16 protein-coding genes are annotated in these 16135 nt (G+C 67.7%); 5 read left to right on the top strand and 11 right to left on the bottom strand.

What is annotated here, in order from left to right; translation table 11 throughout:
• Nucleotides 1-110 precede the first annotated feature (110 nt).
• On the bottom strand, nucleotides 111-929 hold the full coding sequence (locus tag DEQ92_RS11575; protein ID WP_115820797.1) for a helix-hairpin-helix domain-containing protein: 819 nt from the start codon (nucleotides 927-929) through the stop codon (nucleotides 111-113).
• Between the two features lie 83 nt (nucleotides 930-1012).
• On the opposite strand from DEQ92_RS11575, the gene DEQ92_RS11570 reads away from it, so the two are divergent.
• A complete protein-coding gene (locus tag DEQ92_RS11570; protein WP_115820796.1) occupies nucleotides 1013-2032 on the top strand; it encodes an NAD-dependent epimerase/dehydratase family protein in 1020 nt (339 codons plus the stop codon).
• A 105-nt stretch (nucleotides 2033-2137) separates the two neighbouring features.
• Nucleotides 2138-2374, top strand: a complete 237-nt coding sequence (locus tag DEQ92_RS11565; RefSeq protein WP_004975573.1) for a hypothetical protein — start codon at nucleotides 2138-2140, stop codon at nucleotides 2372-2374.
• Nucleotides 2375-2515: 141 nt separating this feature from the next.
• Here DEQ92_RS11565 and DEQ92_RS11560 read toward each other — a convergent pair whose 3' ends face one another.
• Complete coding sequence (locus DEQ92_RS11560; protein WP_004975572.1) at nucleotides 2516-3124, bottom strand: translation initiation factor IF-2 subunit beta; 609 nt, start codon at nucleotides 3122-3124, stop codon at nucleotides 2516-2518.
• A 139-nt stretch (nucleotides 3125-3263) separates the two neighbouring features.
• Here DEQ92_RS11560 and DEQ92_RS11555 point away from each other — a divergent pair, with 139 nt between their 5' ends.
• Nucleotides 3264-3482, top strand: a complete 219-nt coding sequence (locus DEQ92_RS11555) for a hypothetical protein (RefSeq protein ID WP_004975571.1) — start codon at nucleotides 3264-3266, stop codon at nucleotides 3480-3482.
• Between the two features lie 62 nt (nucleotides 3483-3544).
• On the opposite strand, the gene DEQ92_RS11550 is transcribed toward DEQ92_RS11555, so the two are convergent.
• From DEQ92_RS11550 to DEQ92_RS11540, 3 genes are all read right to left on the bottom strand, one after another.
• Complete coding sequence (locus tag DEQ92_RS11550) at nucleotides 3545-4264, bottom strand: fumarylacetoacetate hydrolase family protein (RefSeq protein ID WP_049905113.1); 720 nt, start codon at nucleotides 4262-4264, stop codon at nucleotides 3545-3547.
• 92 nt (nucleotides 4265-4356) lie between these two features.
• Complete coding sequence (locus DEQ92_RS11545) at nucleotides 4357-4581, bottom strand: hypothetical protein (RefSeq protein ID WP_115820795.1); 225 nt, start codon at nucleotides 4579-4581, stop codon at nucleotides 4357-4359.
• A 195-nt stretch (nucleotides 4582-4776) separates the two neighbouring features.
• Nucleotides 4777-5619: an ion transporter gene (locus tag DEQ92_RS11540; protein WP_115820794.1), complete on the bottom strand. Its 843-nt coding sequence runs from the start codon at nucleotides 5617-5619 to the stop codon at nucleotides 4777-4779.
• Between the two features lie 317 nt (nucleotides 5620-5936).
• Here DEQ92_RS11540 and DEQ92_RS11535 point away from each other — a divergent pair, with 317 nt between their 5' ends.
• On the top strand, nucleotides 5937-8291 hold the full coding sequence (locus DEQ92_RS11535; protein ID WP_115820793.1) for a methyl-accepting chemotaxis protein: 2355 nt from the start codon (nucleotides 5937-5939) through the stop codon (nucleotides 8289-8291).
• Here the strand turns inward: DEQ92_RS11535 and DEQ92_RS11530 are convergent.
• From DEQ92_RS11530 to hpt, 3 genes are all read right to left on the bottom strand, one after another.
• A complete protein-coding gene (locus DEQ92_RS11530; RefSeq protein ID WP_050459520.1) occupies nucleotides 8262-9077 on the bottom strand; it encodes a hypothetical protein in 816 nt (271 codons plus the stop codon). The genes DEQ92_RS11535 and DEQ92_RS11530 overlap by 30 nt on opposite strands.
• Nucleotides 9078-9207: 130 nt before the next feature.
• Nucleotides 9208-10578, bottom strand: a complete 1371-nt coding sequence (locus tag DEQ92_RS11525; RefSeq protein ID WP_004975563.1) for a uracil-xanthine permease family protein — start codon at nucleotides 10576-10578, stop codon at nucleotides 9208-9210.
• A 157-nt stretch (nucleotides 10579-10735) separates the two neighbouring features.
• The gene (gene hpt / locus DEQ92_RS11520; RefSeq protein ID WP_004975562.1) at nucleotides 10736-11281 is read right to left on the bottom strand and encodes a hypoxanthine/guanine phosphoribosyltransferase; all 546 of its coding nucleotides are present in this window, start codon (nucleotides 11279-11281) and stop codon (nucleotides 10736-10738) included.
• A gap of 119 nt (nucleotides 11282-11400) precedes the next feature.
• Here hpt and DEQ92_RS11515 point away from each other — a divergent pair, with 119 nt between their 5' ends.
• Nucleotides 11401-12099: a glycosyltransferase family 2 protein gene (locus tag DEQ92_RS11515; protein ID WP_115820792.1), complete on the top strand. Its 699-nt coding sequence runs from the start codon at nucleotides 11401-11403 to the stop codon at nucleotides 12097-12099.
• 191 nt (nucleotides 12100-12290) lie between these two features.
• Here the strand turns inward: DEQ92_RS11515 and DEQ92_RS11510 are convergent, their stop codons facing one another.
• The 3 genes from DEQ92_RS11510 to DEQ92_RS11500 all read right to left on the bottom strand — a co-directional run bounded on the left by DEQ92_RS11510 (nucleotide 12291) and on the right by DEQ92_RS11500 (nucleotide 16131).
• On the bottom strand, nucleotides 12291-13391 hold the full coding sequence (locus DEQ92_RS11510; RefSeq protein ID WP_004975535.1) for a hypothetical protein: 1101 nt from the start codon (nucleotides 13389-13391) through the stop codon (nucleotides 12291-12293).
• A 93-nt stretch (nucleotides 13392-13484) separates the two neighbouring features.
• Nucleotides 13485-14738 carry a M20 family metallopeptidase gene (locus DEQ92_RS11505; RefSeq protein WP_004975534.1) on the bottom strand — a complete coding sequence of 418 codons (1254 nt, stop codon included), beginning with the start codon at nucleotides 14736-14738 and terminating at the stop codon, nucleotides 13485-13487.
• Complete coding sequence (locus DEQ92_RS11500; RefSeq protein ID WP_004975533.1) at nucleotides 14731-16131, bottom strand: APC family permease; 1401 nt, start codon at nucleotides 16129-16131, stop codon at nucleotides 14731-14733. Before DEQ92_RS11500 ends, DEQ92_RS11505 begins: the two co-directional genes overlap by 8 nt.
• Nucleotides 16132-16135 lie beyond the last annotated feature (4 nt).

Genomic DNA, 16135 nt, shown 5'->3' with positions numbered 1-16135 from the left:
GGGGACAGTATCACCCTCTTCGCCAGTTCCCGCGCGATGGGAACTACGCGGGACGAGGGACGGACCTCGCGGGGAGACGCGGCTCCCGGAAACGGAAGCGGTGCGGGCGGCTACTCGTCACCGGTCGCGTCGTCGGCGTCGGTCTCGTTTTCGGTGCGCGCGTCACTCTCCGGTTCGGGGTCGCTTTCCGACGCCAGTCGCTCGGCGTACCGCTCGGCCCGCCGTTTCCAGTCGGTAACCCGTCGGGCCGACACGTCCGCGGCGGCGGCGAGTTCCTCGTCAGACGCCTCGCGGAGCGCCGACACGGTGTCGATGCCCGCCGCCCGGAGCCGAGTCGCGTACGCCTCGCCGATGCCGCGGATGTTCCGCGGGTCCTCGGGGTCCCGCGCTTCCTCGTCGGCGGCTTCGGCACCCACGCCGCCCGCCGAGACGACCGTCGCCAACTGTTCGGTCATCGCGTCCACGCGACCGTCGAGGCCGTCCACTCGACCTTCGACCTCGTCGATGCGCGCCGCGAGGTCTTCGTGGGTGTGTTCGTTCTTCCCGTCGGCGACGGCGCTCACGCCCGCGACGTCCGGGTCGACGCCGGCTTCGGCGATGGTCGGGTCGGCGTCGTCGTCGCGGTCGGCCGTCTCGCTGTCTCCGGTGTCGTGTCCGTCGCCGTCGGCTTCGGCTTCCCCTTCACCCTCGTCGTCTCCGGACGCGTCGTCCGCGTCGTCGGTGTCGTCGTCTCGGTCTCCGACGCCACCTTCGGCGAGCGAGTCGCCCGGCTCCACGTCGTCGGGGAGGACGTACACCAGCGCGTCCGCCGGCACGTAGCCGACGACCTGTTTTCGCTTCTTGTCGGCCGTGAGGACGACCCCGCCGGAGTCGAGCGCCTTGTAGCCGCCGCACTCGAAGCTCGTCCCGTCAGTGAGATATACCTTCATAATCGATTATTCGCTTTGCGGCGGGATGAGTGTTGTCGCCCCGCAGTCGGGGGTTTATCACCGCTCGCAGCGCCTCACGACGCATGGACGTGTTCGTCATCGGCGGAACCGGACTGCTCGGCACGGGAATCGTTCGGCGACTCGTCGCCGCCGGCCACGACGTGACCAGCCTCCAGCGGGGCGAGACCGACGACGACCTCCCGTCGGGCGTCGAACGGGTCGCCGGCGACCGCGACGACCCGTCGGTGCTCCGCGGCGCGATTCGGGACGCGAGCCCCGAGGTCGTCGTCGACATGGCGTGTTTCGACGCCGAGACCGCCCGCGGGGCAATCGAAATCTGCCGAAGCGTCGTCGACCGCTACGTCTTCTGCAGCACCATCGACGTGTATCACCGGCCGCCGCCGAAGAATCCCGTCACCGAATCGAGCCCGCGGAACCCGCCGGTCAGCGACTACGCGGCCGGGAAAATCGCCGCCGAAGACGCGTTCTTCGACGCGCACGACCCCGACGGGTTCGAGGTGGTCGTCCTCCGCCCGTGGAACACCTACGGCGAGGGCGGGACGCTCGTCCACACGCTCGGCACGGACTCGTCGTACATCGACCGAATCCGTGAGGGGAAGCCGGTCATCGTCCACGGCGACGGCACCTCGCTGTGGGGGCCGTGTCACCGCGACGACGTGGCGCGGGCGTTCGTCGGCGCGGTCGAGCGTCCGGGCGTCGGCGGCCGCGCCTACAACGTCACGAGCGAGGAGACGATGACGTGGAACCAGTACCACGAGCGCGTCGCGGCCGCGCTCGACGCGCCCGAACCCGACCTCGTCCACGTCCCGACCGAGGTGCTCCGCGCGGTCGCGCCCGACCGGACGCGGATGCTCCGGGACCACTTCCGGTACAGCACCGTCTTCGACAACAGCCGGGCGCAGGCCGACCTCGGATTCCGCTACACGGTCGCGTTCGAGGACGGTGTCCGCGAGGTGGTGTCGTGGCTGGACGACCACGATGAGGTCGAGCCCTGGGACGCCGACCCGCTCTCGGACGACCTCGCGGCCGCGTGGCGGGATTCGACCGACGCGTTCGTCGCGGGGTTCGAGTCTGGCGAGTAGGCCCGTCGGTCGTCGCGGTGGCAAGCCGAGAACGGGGGAGGCCATCGCTCCCGCGTCGTAGGAACGAGCGTCGCCTTTTCACCGATTCCGCCCCGATATGTGGATATGCTCCGAGCTCTGCTGGCGGCGTTCGGTCTGGTTGAACTGCTCGTTCCGGACAAACTAATCGCCGTGTTGACGCGCCTCGCCTACGAGGACGGCGGCGAGATGACGGTGAAGCCGTGGGTGGTGACGGCGGCGCGAGTAGAGGGAGCGGTGTTCCTCCTCGTCGCGCTGTTCGGCCTCCGCGGTCGGTGCGGCGGTGAGGCCGGTGAGAGCGGCGAGGCCGGCGAAGACGAATAACTGCGTCTCGCGGGCGTCGCCGACGTCGGTGAACCGGCCCGCGAAAGAAGCGACCGCGGCGAGAGAATATGAGACTGTGCGCGGAAATCGGTCGCCGAGCGACTCGTGTTCCGCCGCGTCGGTGCGACGCGTGCGTCCGGCTCAGGCGAGTCGCGCGAACGCGAGCGACCCGCTCGTGTTCTTGATATAGACGCGGACGGTCTGTCCTTCCTGCGCGCCGGGCACGAAGATGGTGTACTTCCCGCGCTGGGCGACGCCGTCGCCCTTGCGGCCGGTCCCGGTGATTTCGACCTCGTAGGTGCGACCCTCTTCGACGGCCTCGCGCTGGCGCTTGTTGCTCACGCTGGAGCGCTTCTGGACCGGGCGGAACGCACCACAGGCCTCACAGCGAAGCATGTCGACGCCGTCCTCGGTGACGAGGCGGGTGTCCGGCAGGCCACACTCCGAGCAGATGACGTACTCCTCGACGTAGCCGTCGATGGCCTCCTCGAAGTCGTTGATGGAGAACGACCCGCTGTAGCGGGCGCGGTCGCCTTCCAGCTGACCGCTCGTCCCGAGCGTGCGCTGGATGGCGCTGTGGAGGTGTGCGGGCGTCCGCGAGAGCGCGTCCGCGATCTCCCCGAGGTTGGTGAGGCGGGTGAACGCGCCGTCGGTCTCGCCGGACGGGTCCGGCACTTTGAGGCGTTCCTGTTCGACGTTTCGTTCCGGTAGGACGTTGAGCGCTCGGTCGAGCGCAGTCTGATACTCCATAGGGGTTCGAGTGTCTGGCGACGTATAGCCGTTCCGTGACCGTCCTCCCCGCGGCACCGACGCGTCGGCGTTCGTTTCACCTCCTTCGACGGCGGAACCGAGCGCCACGCCTTCGCCGCTGGCTCTCCAACGCTCCTCCATGGGCTACACGTGGCAGTACTACGACCTCGTACTCCTCGGCATCCTCGGGAGCCTCGTCGCCGGCGTCGTCGCCGGCCGACTCACCTCGATGGAGCCGCAGACGACGCTCGTCGGCTTCAGCGCCCTCGCGGCCGTCGTGATGGCGCACGGCCTGTTCGTCAACGGTCCCGTGGACGAGCCGGGCGACCTCACGGACGAGGTCGAGGCGCTGAACTGAGCCGAGCGACCTGACGACCGTCGGTCGTCCGCTCACACCTCGTCGTCTCGCCGCGCGCCTCCTTACTCGCCGTCGACGACGCTGTTCGTGAGCGTTCCGACGCCCTCGTACCAGATTTCCACGTCGTCGCCGGCCTCGACCAGTCCGGGGTTCGCCGGGCTGCCGAACGAGATCACGTCGCCCGGCTGGAAGGTGTAGCGCTCCGAGAGGAACGAGACGACCTCGGCGGGCGAAAAGAGCATCCGCTCGGTGTTCGCTTCCTGCCGGAGTTCACCGCCGACGTGGGTCGTCATGTCGATGTTCGCGGGCTCCACGTCGGTCTCTATCCACGGGCCGAGCGGCCCGGAGCCGTCGAAGGCCTTCCGGGCGGTCCGGCCGGGCTGGTCGAGCGCGTCGAGGTCGTTGAGAATCGTGTAGCCGCGGACCACGTCGGACACGTCTTCCTCGGCCACGTCCGAGCACTCGCGGTCGATGACGGCCGCCAGTTCGCCGGCGTAGGTCAGTTCGTCGGTCCAGTCGGGGTACTCGATGTCCGCGCCGGGGTCGAGCACCGACACCGGCGGCTTGATGAACCAGTCCGGCTGGTCGGGAATATCGTAGTCCATCTGGTCGACCGTCGCCGCGTAGTTCCGACCCACGCAGTAGAGCGCGGTCGGCTCGCAGGGCGCGAGCAACTCGGCGTCGACGCCGACTTCGTACTCCTCGCCGTCGGCCGTTACGACGCCGTCGTCGTACCGACCCGACACCACTCCGTCGTCGGTTCGAATCCGTGCCAATCGCATCGCTCTCCCGTCGGTCGGCCACTCACTTCAAGCGACGTGTCTCCGCAAGTGAACGGAGACGGGAACGGCCACGAATGCGCCGCCGACGCACCTCAGTCGGACGCGGACTCCCGGTTCATCCGGGGCATCGACCGGTTCTCGCGGTCGACGAGGTTGTGGATGCGCTCGGTGCGCGTCGATTCGAACTGGCGCTGACACCGGGCGACGCCCGCCGCGGGGTCGGTGCGGTCGGCGTTGGGGCGTGTCTCGCCCTCGGTGGTCGGGTCGCGGTCTGTTCGCAGGGTCGGTTCGTAGGTCGGGGTGGCGTTTGTGCTCACGATTTTGGATGGTTCGGGTCGGTCGGACGGCTGTGCGGCGACGAGAAGAGTTAGCGAAGTACGCGTACGACCGACATTGTTGTACCCGGCAGTACAGACCAATCTGTAATAAATATTCATGTTCGAACAGCGGCGGCGGTTCGACCCGCGGTTGTGACCGCGTCGCGGCCGCGTTCGTTCACCCGCGAGTCGTACTCACTCTCGCGAGTCGTACTCCTGATAGATGACGTGGCCGCAGGACTTGCAGTGGGAGGCGTCGGCGTCGTGGTAGGCCAGCCCGCAGTTCTGGCAGGTGACGTTGACCTTGTCGCGGTGGCCCCACTCCTTGACGATTTTGCTCGCCTGCCACGGGATGAGGATGACGCCCGCGAGGATGGCGGCGACCGTCACCCACCGCCCCGCCTCGGTCACCGGGACGATGTCGCCGAAGCCGACCGTCGAGAGCGCGACGACGATGAAGTAAAACGCGTCGCCGAACGTCCCGATGCCGGGGTTCACTCGGTGTTCGAACGAGTAGAACATCCCCGCGGCGACGAAGAAGATGGTGAGCACCGTCAACAGCAGTTTCATCACGCGGAGCGTGCCGACCGAGACGGTGCCGAAGAAGAACTCCTCGTCGCGCGTGAAGCGGTAGAACCGGAGGACGCGGACCACGCGAATCGCCCGCAGGAAGCCGATGTTGGCGGCGACCGACGAGATGGGAAGCGCGAGCACCGCCAGCGTCGGCAAGATAGCCAGCAGGTCGACGAACGAGTAGACGTTGAACAGTTCGGCGGTCCGGTCCCGCGCGCCGTAGAGCCGGAGGAGGTACTCCGCGAGGAACACGAGAGAGACGGCGGCCTCGACGGACCAGAGCGTCGACTGGACCGACGCCGAAAGCGGGTAGGTCTCTACGACGAACACCCCGACGAAAAGCAGGTTGAGTGCGAGGAGCGCGATGTCGATGGCCTTGCCGACCGCGGTCCGGTGGTCGAGAAGATAGAATCTGACCACGTCTCGCGGCGTCTCGCGACGCGACCCCCGCGCGTGACCGTCCATGGCTCGTCTTCGGCGGTGAGATACTTATACCGTTGCTCGCGGGATACTCCGCTCGTTTTCGATTTTGAAACTATATACTCTGAAAATCGATATCGCCGAAGACATCCGGACGAGTCTCTCACCCATCGCTCGAATCGGGCTAGTGCTATCGAAGCAACAACGGGAAAAAGCAGATATAGGGCGTTTATTCTCGCGTCTCGTCTCCGGTTATGCTCGACTTCGGCCGGCGATTTGGGTGTTCTATCCATGTGGATATTTGCTCAATTATATCTATATAGTAGACGAATTTATCACAGATGAAACGAAACTCCCGCTCGATGGGAGAACGCTGGTCACGCCTTCGGGACGCGCTTCCCGACGGCCTATCAGACAGACTCGGCGACCGATTCCCGCGGCCGTCCGTCTCGGCGGCGGTCCCGCGGGCGATTCGCCGCACCTACGCCCGGAAGTTCTTCGCCGCCGTCCTCGTCGCCATGGTGGTGATGGCGGGCGCCGGCGCAGTCACCTACACGCAGGTCCACGACACGCTCGACGCGCAGGTCGAACAACAGCTCACGGCGACCGCGGACCTGCAGGCCGACGGGCTCGAATCGTGGCTCGCCAGCAAGCGTCTCCAGACCCGCACCACGTCTTCGACGTGGCAGTTCCAACTCGGCAACTCGCAGGCGGCCAGTAGCTATCTCTTTCAGCGGAGCGGCGAACTCGGTCAGTCCGACGTGACGGCCATCCACTACGTCGACTACGCAACCGGCGAAATCAAAGAGAGCACCGCCAGTTCGCTGGAGGGCGAGTCGGCCGCCGCGGTCGGCCTCCCGTGGGACGACCTCGAACGGAATGTCAACCCCGAGCCAGAGCGGGTGTACGTCTCCTCGTCGACCTTCCGGTCGCCGGTCGACGACGAGGTGTCGTTCGTCCTCGCGAGCAAGCCACCGGAGAACGCCGAGTCGGTCGTCCTCGTCACCGTCAGCCTCCCGGCCCGGCTCGCGGCGACCGAGCAGACGATGGCCGGAAGCGAGAGCACGCTCTACGGCGCGGACGGGACGACCATCGTCACGACGGCCGAAAACGGGAGTGTTGCACCCCCCGACGACGGCCTGCTTGCGAACGGGGATGCGGCCACCTTCCGAACCTCCGGCGGGGACGTCGTCGCGTACACCGAACTCGACGGCGTGGACTGGACGCTCTCGACGGCGGTCCCTGCCGCCAGCGCCTACGGCGTCCGCGACCGCGTCGGCGGCGGCCTCCTCGCGACGATACTCGTCGCGCTCGGCTCGCTGGGTGCCGTGGCGGTCGTCGTCGGCCGGCGAACCACGCGGACGCTCGACGAACTGACCGCGCGCGCCGAGGAGATGTCGGACGGCGACCTCGACGTGGACCTCGAAACCGACCGCATCGACGAGTTCGGAACGCTGTACGACTCCTTCGACGAGATGCGTGCGTCCCTGCGAACGAGTCTGAACGAGGCAGAGACCCTCAACGACCACCTCGAAGCGAAGGCGGAGGAGTACCGCGTAGTCATGGAGCGCTGTGCCGACGGCGACGTCGCCTGCCGGATGGACCCCGACTCCGAGAGCGCCGCGATGGGCGACATCGCGCGGGCGTACAACCGGACGATGGACGAACTCGGGGCGGTCATCGCCGACGCGCAGACCTTCAGCCGGGCGGTGGCGGAGTCGAGCGCGGCGACGAGCACGGGCGTCGCCGAGGTGAACGACGCCGGCGAGGCGGTCGCCGAGTCGATGACCGACATCCTCGACGACGCGGTCCGACAGGACGAACACCTCGACGACGTGGCCGAGCGCGTCAACGACTTCTCGGCGACGATTCAGCAGGTGAGCGCCTCGGCCGCGTCGGTCGCCGACAACGCCGAGGCCGCCGTCTCCCGCGGCGAACGCGGCCGCGACGCGGCCGACGAGGCGATTTTGGAGCTCCGTGCTATCGAGACGGCGACCGACCGCACGGTCGAGCAGGTCGAGGAACTGGCGTCCGCCGTCACCGACATCGAGGACGTGGTCGCGTTCATCGACGGACTCGCCTCGCAGACGCACATCCTCGCGCTCAACGCCTCCATCGAGGCGGCTCACGCGGGCGAGGCGGGTGACGGCTTCGCCGTCGTCGCCGACGAGGTGAAGGGACTCGCCGAGGAGACGCAGGAGGCGACCGGGCGAATCGGCGCCTCAATCGACCGCGTGCGCGAGCAGGCCGAGGCGACAGCCGCGGACATCAGACAGACGCGGATGCGGGTCGGTGAGGGCTCCGAGACCATCGAGGAGGCCGTCGAGGCCATCGACACCATCGTTGACGACGCGACCGACACCTCGGAGGGAGTTCGGGAGATTCGCCGCGCGACCGACCGGCAGGCCGAGGCGACGACCGAGGTCGCCGCCATGGTCGAAGACGTGTCCGCCATCAGCGACCGGACCAGCGCCGGCGCACGCGAGGCCGCGGCGGCGACCGAAGAACAGACGGCGGCGCTCGCATCGGTCGCGGAGCGGGTGGACAGACTCGCCGAGCGCGCCGGTGACCTCCAGGTCGCGCTCGACTGCTTCGACGTTGCGGACGACGGGGCGGCCCCAGCCGCGGAGGCGCTCCCGAGCGCGACGGAAGCGCGGGTCGATGGCGGCGACTCGGCGGCGACCGCCTCAGAGGACGATAGCGCCCTCGGGGAGTAGCTCACGCTCGGTTCGCCGCGCCTCCTCGCCCTCCTCGACGAGCGTCGGCTCGTCGACCGGCTCGGAAAACCGGTTCGGGTCCGGTTCGACCCGTTTGAGCATCGACGAGAACACCGGTCCCTTGCGGCCGCCTGCCGAGGTGATGCCACCGTACTTCCGCTCCTCGAACGTGGACTCGTCGGGACTGGGGAACTCCTCGCGAATTATCTGTGCGGTGTCTCTGATGTACTCGGCGGCCTCCTTCTGCGAGTAGAGGCTCTCGTTGTAGTAGCGCTCGGCGTACTCGTCGTCGAGTTCCTCGGTGGAGTGCTCCGGCGACTCGTAGAGGACGGACTCCGTGGTCGTGTGGCCGCTGGCGAAGCGGATGTTGACCGTAAAGCAGTCGGGATACCGCAGGATGATGGGGAAAAACAGCATGTCGGTGACGGTGATTCGCTGTTGCATCCGCCAGAGTCCCTCGAAGTAGTAGGCCGTGAGCGCACCGACGCGGTCGTCTCGCTCCCCGCGGTTGTACGCCATCGCTATCTCCTCGTAGTCGTCGCCGGCGATGTGGCGACAGCGCCGCTTGTAACTCTTCGCAATGCCTTCGAGTTGCGTCTCGTAGGCTTCGAGCAGGGGGATGTCGGGGTCGGCGAGCATGTCCGCCTTCCGCTCTTGGGCGTCAGCGATGTTCATCATGTTCTCGTGGAACAGCCGCTCGGCGTCCTCGTCCGGCAAGGGCGTTCTAACCGCCTGCCGGTACAGTACCCGCGTATCCCCGTTGAATGTGACCCGCTGCTCGCTCATCTCGTGAAGATGTAATGCGGCGAGAAGAAATGAATTCGTTGGTAATCCGGACGGTTTCCCGACAGTCGTGAGACATGAAATATAAACCGCCTATTGAAACCGGAACCAGTTACTATCTGTTCGATGCGTATCAGTCGTCGGTTGACGTGCGACCGTCCGCGGCGACCGACTCGTCCGCCGCGTCGAAAAGCGGGCTCTGGTCGCCCGGCGCGAGCGTGTTGAGCACGAGCGCCGTCAGCGCGGTCACGATGACGGGCTGGCTGAAGAACGTCGCGGCGGCCTGCGGGAGCCCCGAAAGCGCGTCGGGCCGCGTGGCGACGCCCAGACCGAGGCCGAGCGAGGCGGCGACGACGACCATGTTTCGCCGGTTGAGGTTCGTGTGGAGGAAGACGAGACGGACGCCGCTGGCGGCGACCATCCCGGCCATGAGCAGGACCGCGCCGCCGAAGACGGCGCTCGGGATGGTCGCGACCGCCGCGCCGACCTTCGGGCTGAGCCCGAGAATGGCGAGGGCGACGCCCGCGATGCCGACGACGTACCGGCTCATCACGCCGGTGAAGTTGACGATGCCCACGTTCTGCGAGAACGAGGTGACCGGGAACGCGCCGAACACCGACGCGATAGAGCTCATGAAGCCGTCGGTGAACAGGCCGCCGCGGAACTCCTCGTCGGTCGGGTTGCGGCCCTCGGCGGCGGTGATGCCGGACATGTCGCCGACGGTCTCCATCGCGGAGACGAGAAACAGGAACGCGAAGGTGACGATGGGAACCGGTTCGAAGCTGACGCCGAACGCGCCGGGGCGGGGAATCGCGAACCACGCCGCGTCGGCGATGGGAGAGAAGTCGACCACGCCGAGCGGGACGGCGACGGCGTAACCGACGGCGATACCGACGAGCGTGCTCAGGAGTCGCGTGATGCCGTCGGTAAAGAGGTTGAGCGCGATAGCGACGCCGAGGACGAGCGCCGCGAGACCGATGTTGTGCGCCGCGCCGTAGTCGGCGGCGCCGACCCCGCCGGCGGCGTAGTCCATGCCGACCGGGACGAGGTAGAGCCCGATGATGACGACGACGAGCCCCGTCACCAGCGGCGGGAAGAACGGTTTGATGCGGTCGAACTGCCAGCCGATGAGCCCCTCGACGAGGAAGCCGGTGACGAGAATCGCGCCGAACACCGCGCTCAGGCCGTAGTCGACGCCGATAGTCGTCGCCGCGCCGACGAAGGTGAAGCTCGTCCCCATCACGATGGGGAGCCGCGAGCCGACCGGCCCGACGGCGTACGCCTGTACCACGGTCGCGAGCCCCGAAAACAGGAGCACCATCTGGACCACGTAGGCCGTGTCGGCGACGCCGAGGCCGACCGCGCCCGCGACGATGAACGCCACGGCGGTCGCCGGGACGATCATCACCGAGACGTGCTGTATCCCGAGGAGAATCGACTCCAGCAACGGCGGCCGGTCGTCGATTTCGTATTCGAGGCCGAGTTCACCGCTGTCGTCTGCCATCTGTACTCGCCACGAGCGACCCCCGTTCAATAATAGTTTCGCGTTCGAGCGTATTTCACGGATTCTGACACACCATATTAGCCATGTTCGTGCATACTTTTCGAACGGGAGCGGAGAGCGGGCATCGTCCGCGCGCCCGACCGTGAGCGTTGCCCGTTCAGTGAATCTCGACGCCGTGCTCGTCGACGCTGATGTCGATGAGGCTCGTCGCCTCGTAGTCGGTGTCGTCGAGGGCGGTTTCGCCGACCTTCCGGATGGCGACGACGATGTCGGAGATGTCCGCGCCGATGTCGTCGAGCGCGCCGCAGATGGCCGCGAGCGTCCCGCCGGTCGAAAGCAGGTCGTCCACGACGAGCACGCGGTCCCCGTCTTCGATGTCGTTGATGAACATCTCCGACTCGGAGTAACCGGTCGTCTGGTGGAGCGCGACCTCGCCGTCGAGGCCGTACTCGCGCTTGCGGATGACGACGAGCGGGATGTCCGTCTGGAGGGACAGCGCGGTGGCGATGTGGATGCCCATCGCCTCGGGCGCGACGATTTTGTCCACGTCGAGGTCGGCGGCACGGGTGATGCCGACGACGACCTCGCGCAGGAGCTGGGGGTCGAGCATCGGCACGCCGTTGCTGATGGGGTGGACGAGGTAGGAGTAGCCGTCCTTGTCGATGATGGGCGCTTCGTGTAGGGACTCCTCGAGTCGCTGCATGGGGTCCGTTTCACGAATCGACCCAAAAGTGGTTCGCTCTCCGGGAGCGCCTCGTGCCCGCCCCCCGCGAGCGATTCGACCCACAAAAGTTTCAATTGGTTGTTATGATTCGTGTAGTAATGACAACACTACCGGTTGTCGTCCCCGCGTACGAAGAGCCCGCGAACCTCCAGCGATGTCTCTCGGCGCTCGACGGTCAGCCCGCAGAGGTGGTCGTCGTCGCCGCCGGTTCGGACCACACCGACGAGGTGGCTCGTGACCACCCCGCCTGCGATATGGTCGTCCGCGACGACGGGCGCGGCCCCGGTGCCGCGCGCAACCTCGGCGTCGACGCCGCCTCCGGCGAAGTCGTCCTCTTTACCGACGCCGACACGGTCGTTCCCGCCGCGTGGGTCCGCGCGCACCGCCGACACTACGACGACCCGAACGTCGTCGGCGTCGGCGGCCCCGCGCGCCCCCTCGAGGACTCCCTCCGGCACCGCGTCCTGTTCAAACTCCTCTCGGACTACTGGTACCGCGTCTCGTGGCCCGTGGGGTTCGTCCAACAGCCGACGTTCAACTGCAGTTACCGCCGCGACGTGTTCGAGACCCACGGCGGCTTCGACGAGACGCTCCCGTTCATGGAGGACACCGAACTCTCCTTGCGGCTGAAGGACCGCGGTGAGGTCGTCTACGACCCGGAGACCGAGGTCGCGACCTCCGCCCGCCGCGAGCGCGACGAGGGGTACCTGTCACTGTTCCTGACGTATGCCCGCGCGTACGTCAGCCACTACGTCCGCGACCGGCGAGTTCGCGGTCGCTACTTCGACTCACAATAACCCCGGTCAAGCCGCCCGGACTCGACGGTCTCCTCCACCGTCGGACCTTCTGAGAAGTGGCCTCGGCACTCATAGGGCTCCGCATCACCGAGTGCCTAGTTCGGTTCGGAACGGTGCCGTCGTCATCGGCCACCTCGCTCTCGCCCCGCAACCGAGTAATCACCATCGGTCTCACCCGACCACCGACCCGCTCACGCCTTCTCCAACACGGACACGTCGATACGGGGGTACTGCACGCCACCCGAAATCGAGCCCTCGCCGGCGACGACGCCCCAGAGCCGGACGCGCTCGTCGGCGAGCAGTCGAAAGCCGATGTCGTCCTCGAAGAAGCGCCCCGCGGGCCATCGAGCGACCACGTCGCCGCTCGGTCGCCCCCGGTCGTCCTCGACGGCGACGAGCGCCAGTCGGACCCCGTCGCGCTCCAACGTCTCCTCGACGCGGCCGGTGTACGTGACGGCAGTCCCCGCGTACGACTCCGGGTTCCGCCGGAGGTCGGCGTACGGAATCGCCGTCGCGTTCGCCGGCGTAGATACCGTAGCCGTTCGGTTCGGGAGAGTCGATTCCTCCGAGAGCGGTTGAGGCGTCGGAATCGACCACTCGACGGTCGGGAGCGCCACGTCGGGGAGGCGGTCGTCGACCCACGCCGCGCGGCGGGCGACCGCGGCGCGGAGCTTCGGCGAGCGCTGGACGAAATCGGAGACCTGCTCGACGGCGAGGTACGTGACGAGGCCGCCGGCGACGTAGGCACCTGCCCTTTTGAGCGCCTCGCGACGGGTGATTCGCCCGGCGTCGTCGTTCTCGGACTCGTCGCGCTCGGCTTCTGTGCCGTCGTCGCCATCGCCTCCGCGGCCTTCGATTCGCTCGCCCAGCCAGTTCGTCGCCGGCCGCTCCTCTCGGGCGGCGAGGTCGCGGACGAACGATTCGACGCCGGTCTCGCGGATTTCGACGGCGAGCGCCGGCGCGTCGAGAACGACGAGCCCTCGGCGGTGGGCGTCGGGGGCGACGCGGCCGCCTCCGACCGCCGCCACGTAGGGTTCGATGCCGGCGCGCTCGCACCGCCGGACGAACGCGCTCGTCTTGTCCGCGGTGACGGTTCCGGAGGTCGTAATCCAGATTCGGAGTTCGCGCGTCGCGCCCTCGGGCGTCTCCCCGGCGGCTTCGACGTGCACGTCCGGGCCGCGGAACCGGACGCGCGTCTCGTAGCCCCGCGCCTCCCAGACGCGCTCGAAGACGGCGGCGAGTTCGACGTCGGTGCGGGCCGAAACGACCGACGTGAGCGGGGGCGCTGTCATTGTGTCCGAGGTACCGGGCGGGGCTGTTAGGTGTTTGCGCCCGGTTCTCGGCGCTGAGAACGCGCGGCCTCGGGGGCGGGAACGAACGCCGCGTCAGCCGAGGTACCGAACGGCGGCGTCGGCGACGATGTCGGCCACTTGGACCACGTCGTCGGTGAAGACGAACTCGCCGGCGGCGTGGATGTTCTCGCCGTCGGGACCGATGATGACCGTCGGGAGGTCGGCGCGGTCGCCGAGGTAGTTGAAGTCGCCGACGCTGGAGAAGTAGCCGTAGGCGGGGTCGGTGTCGGCGACGGCGCGGGTCGAGTCCGCGAGCGCGCCCACGAGCGGGTGGTCCTCGTCGGTCACGTAGGGGCCGTATCGGATGCCTTCGTCGGGGGCTTCGCGGAATCCCACGTCGACCTCGCTCTCCAAGCCGAGTTCCTCGACGGCGCGCTCGGCGTCGTCGCGGGCGTCTTCGAGGGTCTCGCCGACGACGACGTGACGGTCGACCATGAGGCGAGCGCGCTCGGGGACGGAAAGCGTCTGGCTTCCGCCCTCGATTTTCAGCGGGCAGGTCGACCCCGAGCCGAGTTTCGGGTGGTCGCCCACGTCGAGGTCGTCGAGCGCGGCCGCGAGTCTGCCGGCCTCGACGACCGCGTTGACGCCGGTGTCCGGTTTCGACCCGTGTGCGGCCTGCCCGCGCACTTCGATGTCGTAGAAGTAGCGGCCGCGCGCGCCGAGCAGGAGCGCCGGGTTCTCGATGTCCTCCTGTGCGAGAATCGGGCCGGGTTCGGTGACGATGGCTGCGTCGCAGTCGTCGACGACGCCGTCTCGGATGAGTCGGTCGGTGCCGAGTCCGTAGGGGCCCTCCTCGTCCACGACGGCCGTGAGGAGCACGTCCCCCGCGAGGTCGGCGTCGGCGAGCGCGTCGAAGGCGACCATGACGGCCGCGAGGCCACCTTTCATGTCGCACGCGCCCTGTCCGTACAGTTTCCCGTCCTCGATGCGGCCCGAACACGGGTCTTCGTCCCAGTCTTCGACCAGTTTCACGGTGTCCACGTGGGCGTTCAACAGGAGCGTCGGCGCGTCCGGGTCAGAGCCCGCCAGCCGGGCGACGACGTTGTCGCCCTCGTACTCCGTGATGTCCGGTTCGCTCACGTGGTGGTACTCGGGGTCGTGCCCGCGGGCGTCCAACCAGTCGTAGACGAACTCGCTTATCTCGGCCTCCTCGAAGTACGGACTCGGAATCCGCACGAGCGCTTGCAAGAGGTCGATGGTCTCGTCGGGGTCGACGCGAGGGGCGGAGTCGAGGCCGAAGTCGGAGTCGTCCGAGCGGTCACCGCGCGGTGTCGCGTCGTCAGTCATCGCTCACTCCGCGAACCGAGGGGTTGTACTCGTCGGAGGGCACGCCGGGGAGCGTCCCAAGGATGGCCTCGACGTCGTGGTCCTTCTGTTGGCCGCGGTACCAGTAGACGCCGAAGACGACGAGGCCGACGGCGACCCACGGGACGTAAATCGACAGCGAACCCTTGTACGCCTCGGTCAGGAGCCCGACCGCGCCGAGCGACCCGACGAGTCCCGTCACCGTGAGCAGCGACGGGCGCGAAAAGCCCGCCTCCGAGCGGAGGTCGGTGCGGCTGTAGAGCACGTACAGCACCGTTATCGACACCGCGGCGTAGGCGATGAGGTAGCTGAACGTCGCGATGGCGATGGCCTGACTGAGGCCCGTACTCCAGAAGGTGAGGCCGGCGGCGACGACGTAGAGCGTCAACAGCGACCAGTGGGGCGTCCCGAAGCGGTCGGAGACCGCCGAGAACTTCTTGGGGAACACCTCGTCCCACGCCCACGAGTAGGGCATCTTGATGCCCGCGGCCATGACCGCGTGGACCGACGACGCCGTCGCGAGCAGGCCGCCGACGCCGACGATGGCCGTGCCGATGTCGCCGAGGAACACTTCGGCGGCCGTCGACAGCGGTCGCGCCGAGTTCGCGAGGACCGTGTAGTCGCCGACGACGCCGTAGATGACGGCGGCGGTCAGCACGTACAGGAAGATGAGGATGGCCGTCCCGCCGGCCATCGCCAACGGGAGGTTCCGCGAGGGATTCTTCACCTCCGCGCCCATCTGCCCGGCGACGGCGATACCGATGTAGGCGTAGAACAGCGGGACCGCGGCGGCGACGAAGCCGTCGAAGCCGCCGGTGAAAAACGGCTGATAGTTCGCGGCGTCGACGTTCAGCAGGCCGGGGCCGACGAGCACGAGTATCGACAGGATGAGGAAGCCGAAGATGGCGTTCTGCGAGACGCTGTAGCTCTTTGACCCGACGAGGTTGACCAGAAACAGAGCCGTCAACAGGCCGAACCCGGCCAGCGTCGGGTCGACCGAGGGGTAAAACACCTGTAAGTAGCTCCCGAAGCCGATGGCGAGGACCGCGTCGGCGGCCATGTAGCCGAGCCACTTCGACCACGTCACCACGAACCCGGGGAGGCGGCTGTCGAACGTCCGGGAGACGTAGGCGTACGACCCCGCCGCGCCGGGGAAGATGGTCGCCATCCAGCCGTAGTTGAGCGCGATACTCATCGCGAGCAGCCCCGAGAGGACGACGACGAGGATGACGCTCGGCCCCGTCGTGGAACTCGCCGTGCCGAGGGTGACGAACAGCCCCGCGCCGAGGGTGCCCGCCACCACGGTACTCACCGCGCCGAACAGTCCGATGTCCCGCGAGAGGCTCCGCCCGTCGTTCACGTCTACCGATGACATACTG

The sequence above is a fragment of the Haloferax sp. Atlit-6N genome (assembly GCF_003383195.1).
In the GTDB taxonomy this organism is placed as follows: domain Archaea; phylum Halobacteriota; class Halobacteria; order Halobacteriales; family Haloferacaceae; genus Haloferax; species Haloferax gibbonsii.
This window is presented reverse-complemented; position numbering and strand designations above follow the sequence as displayed.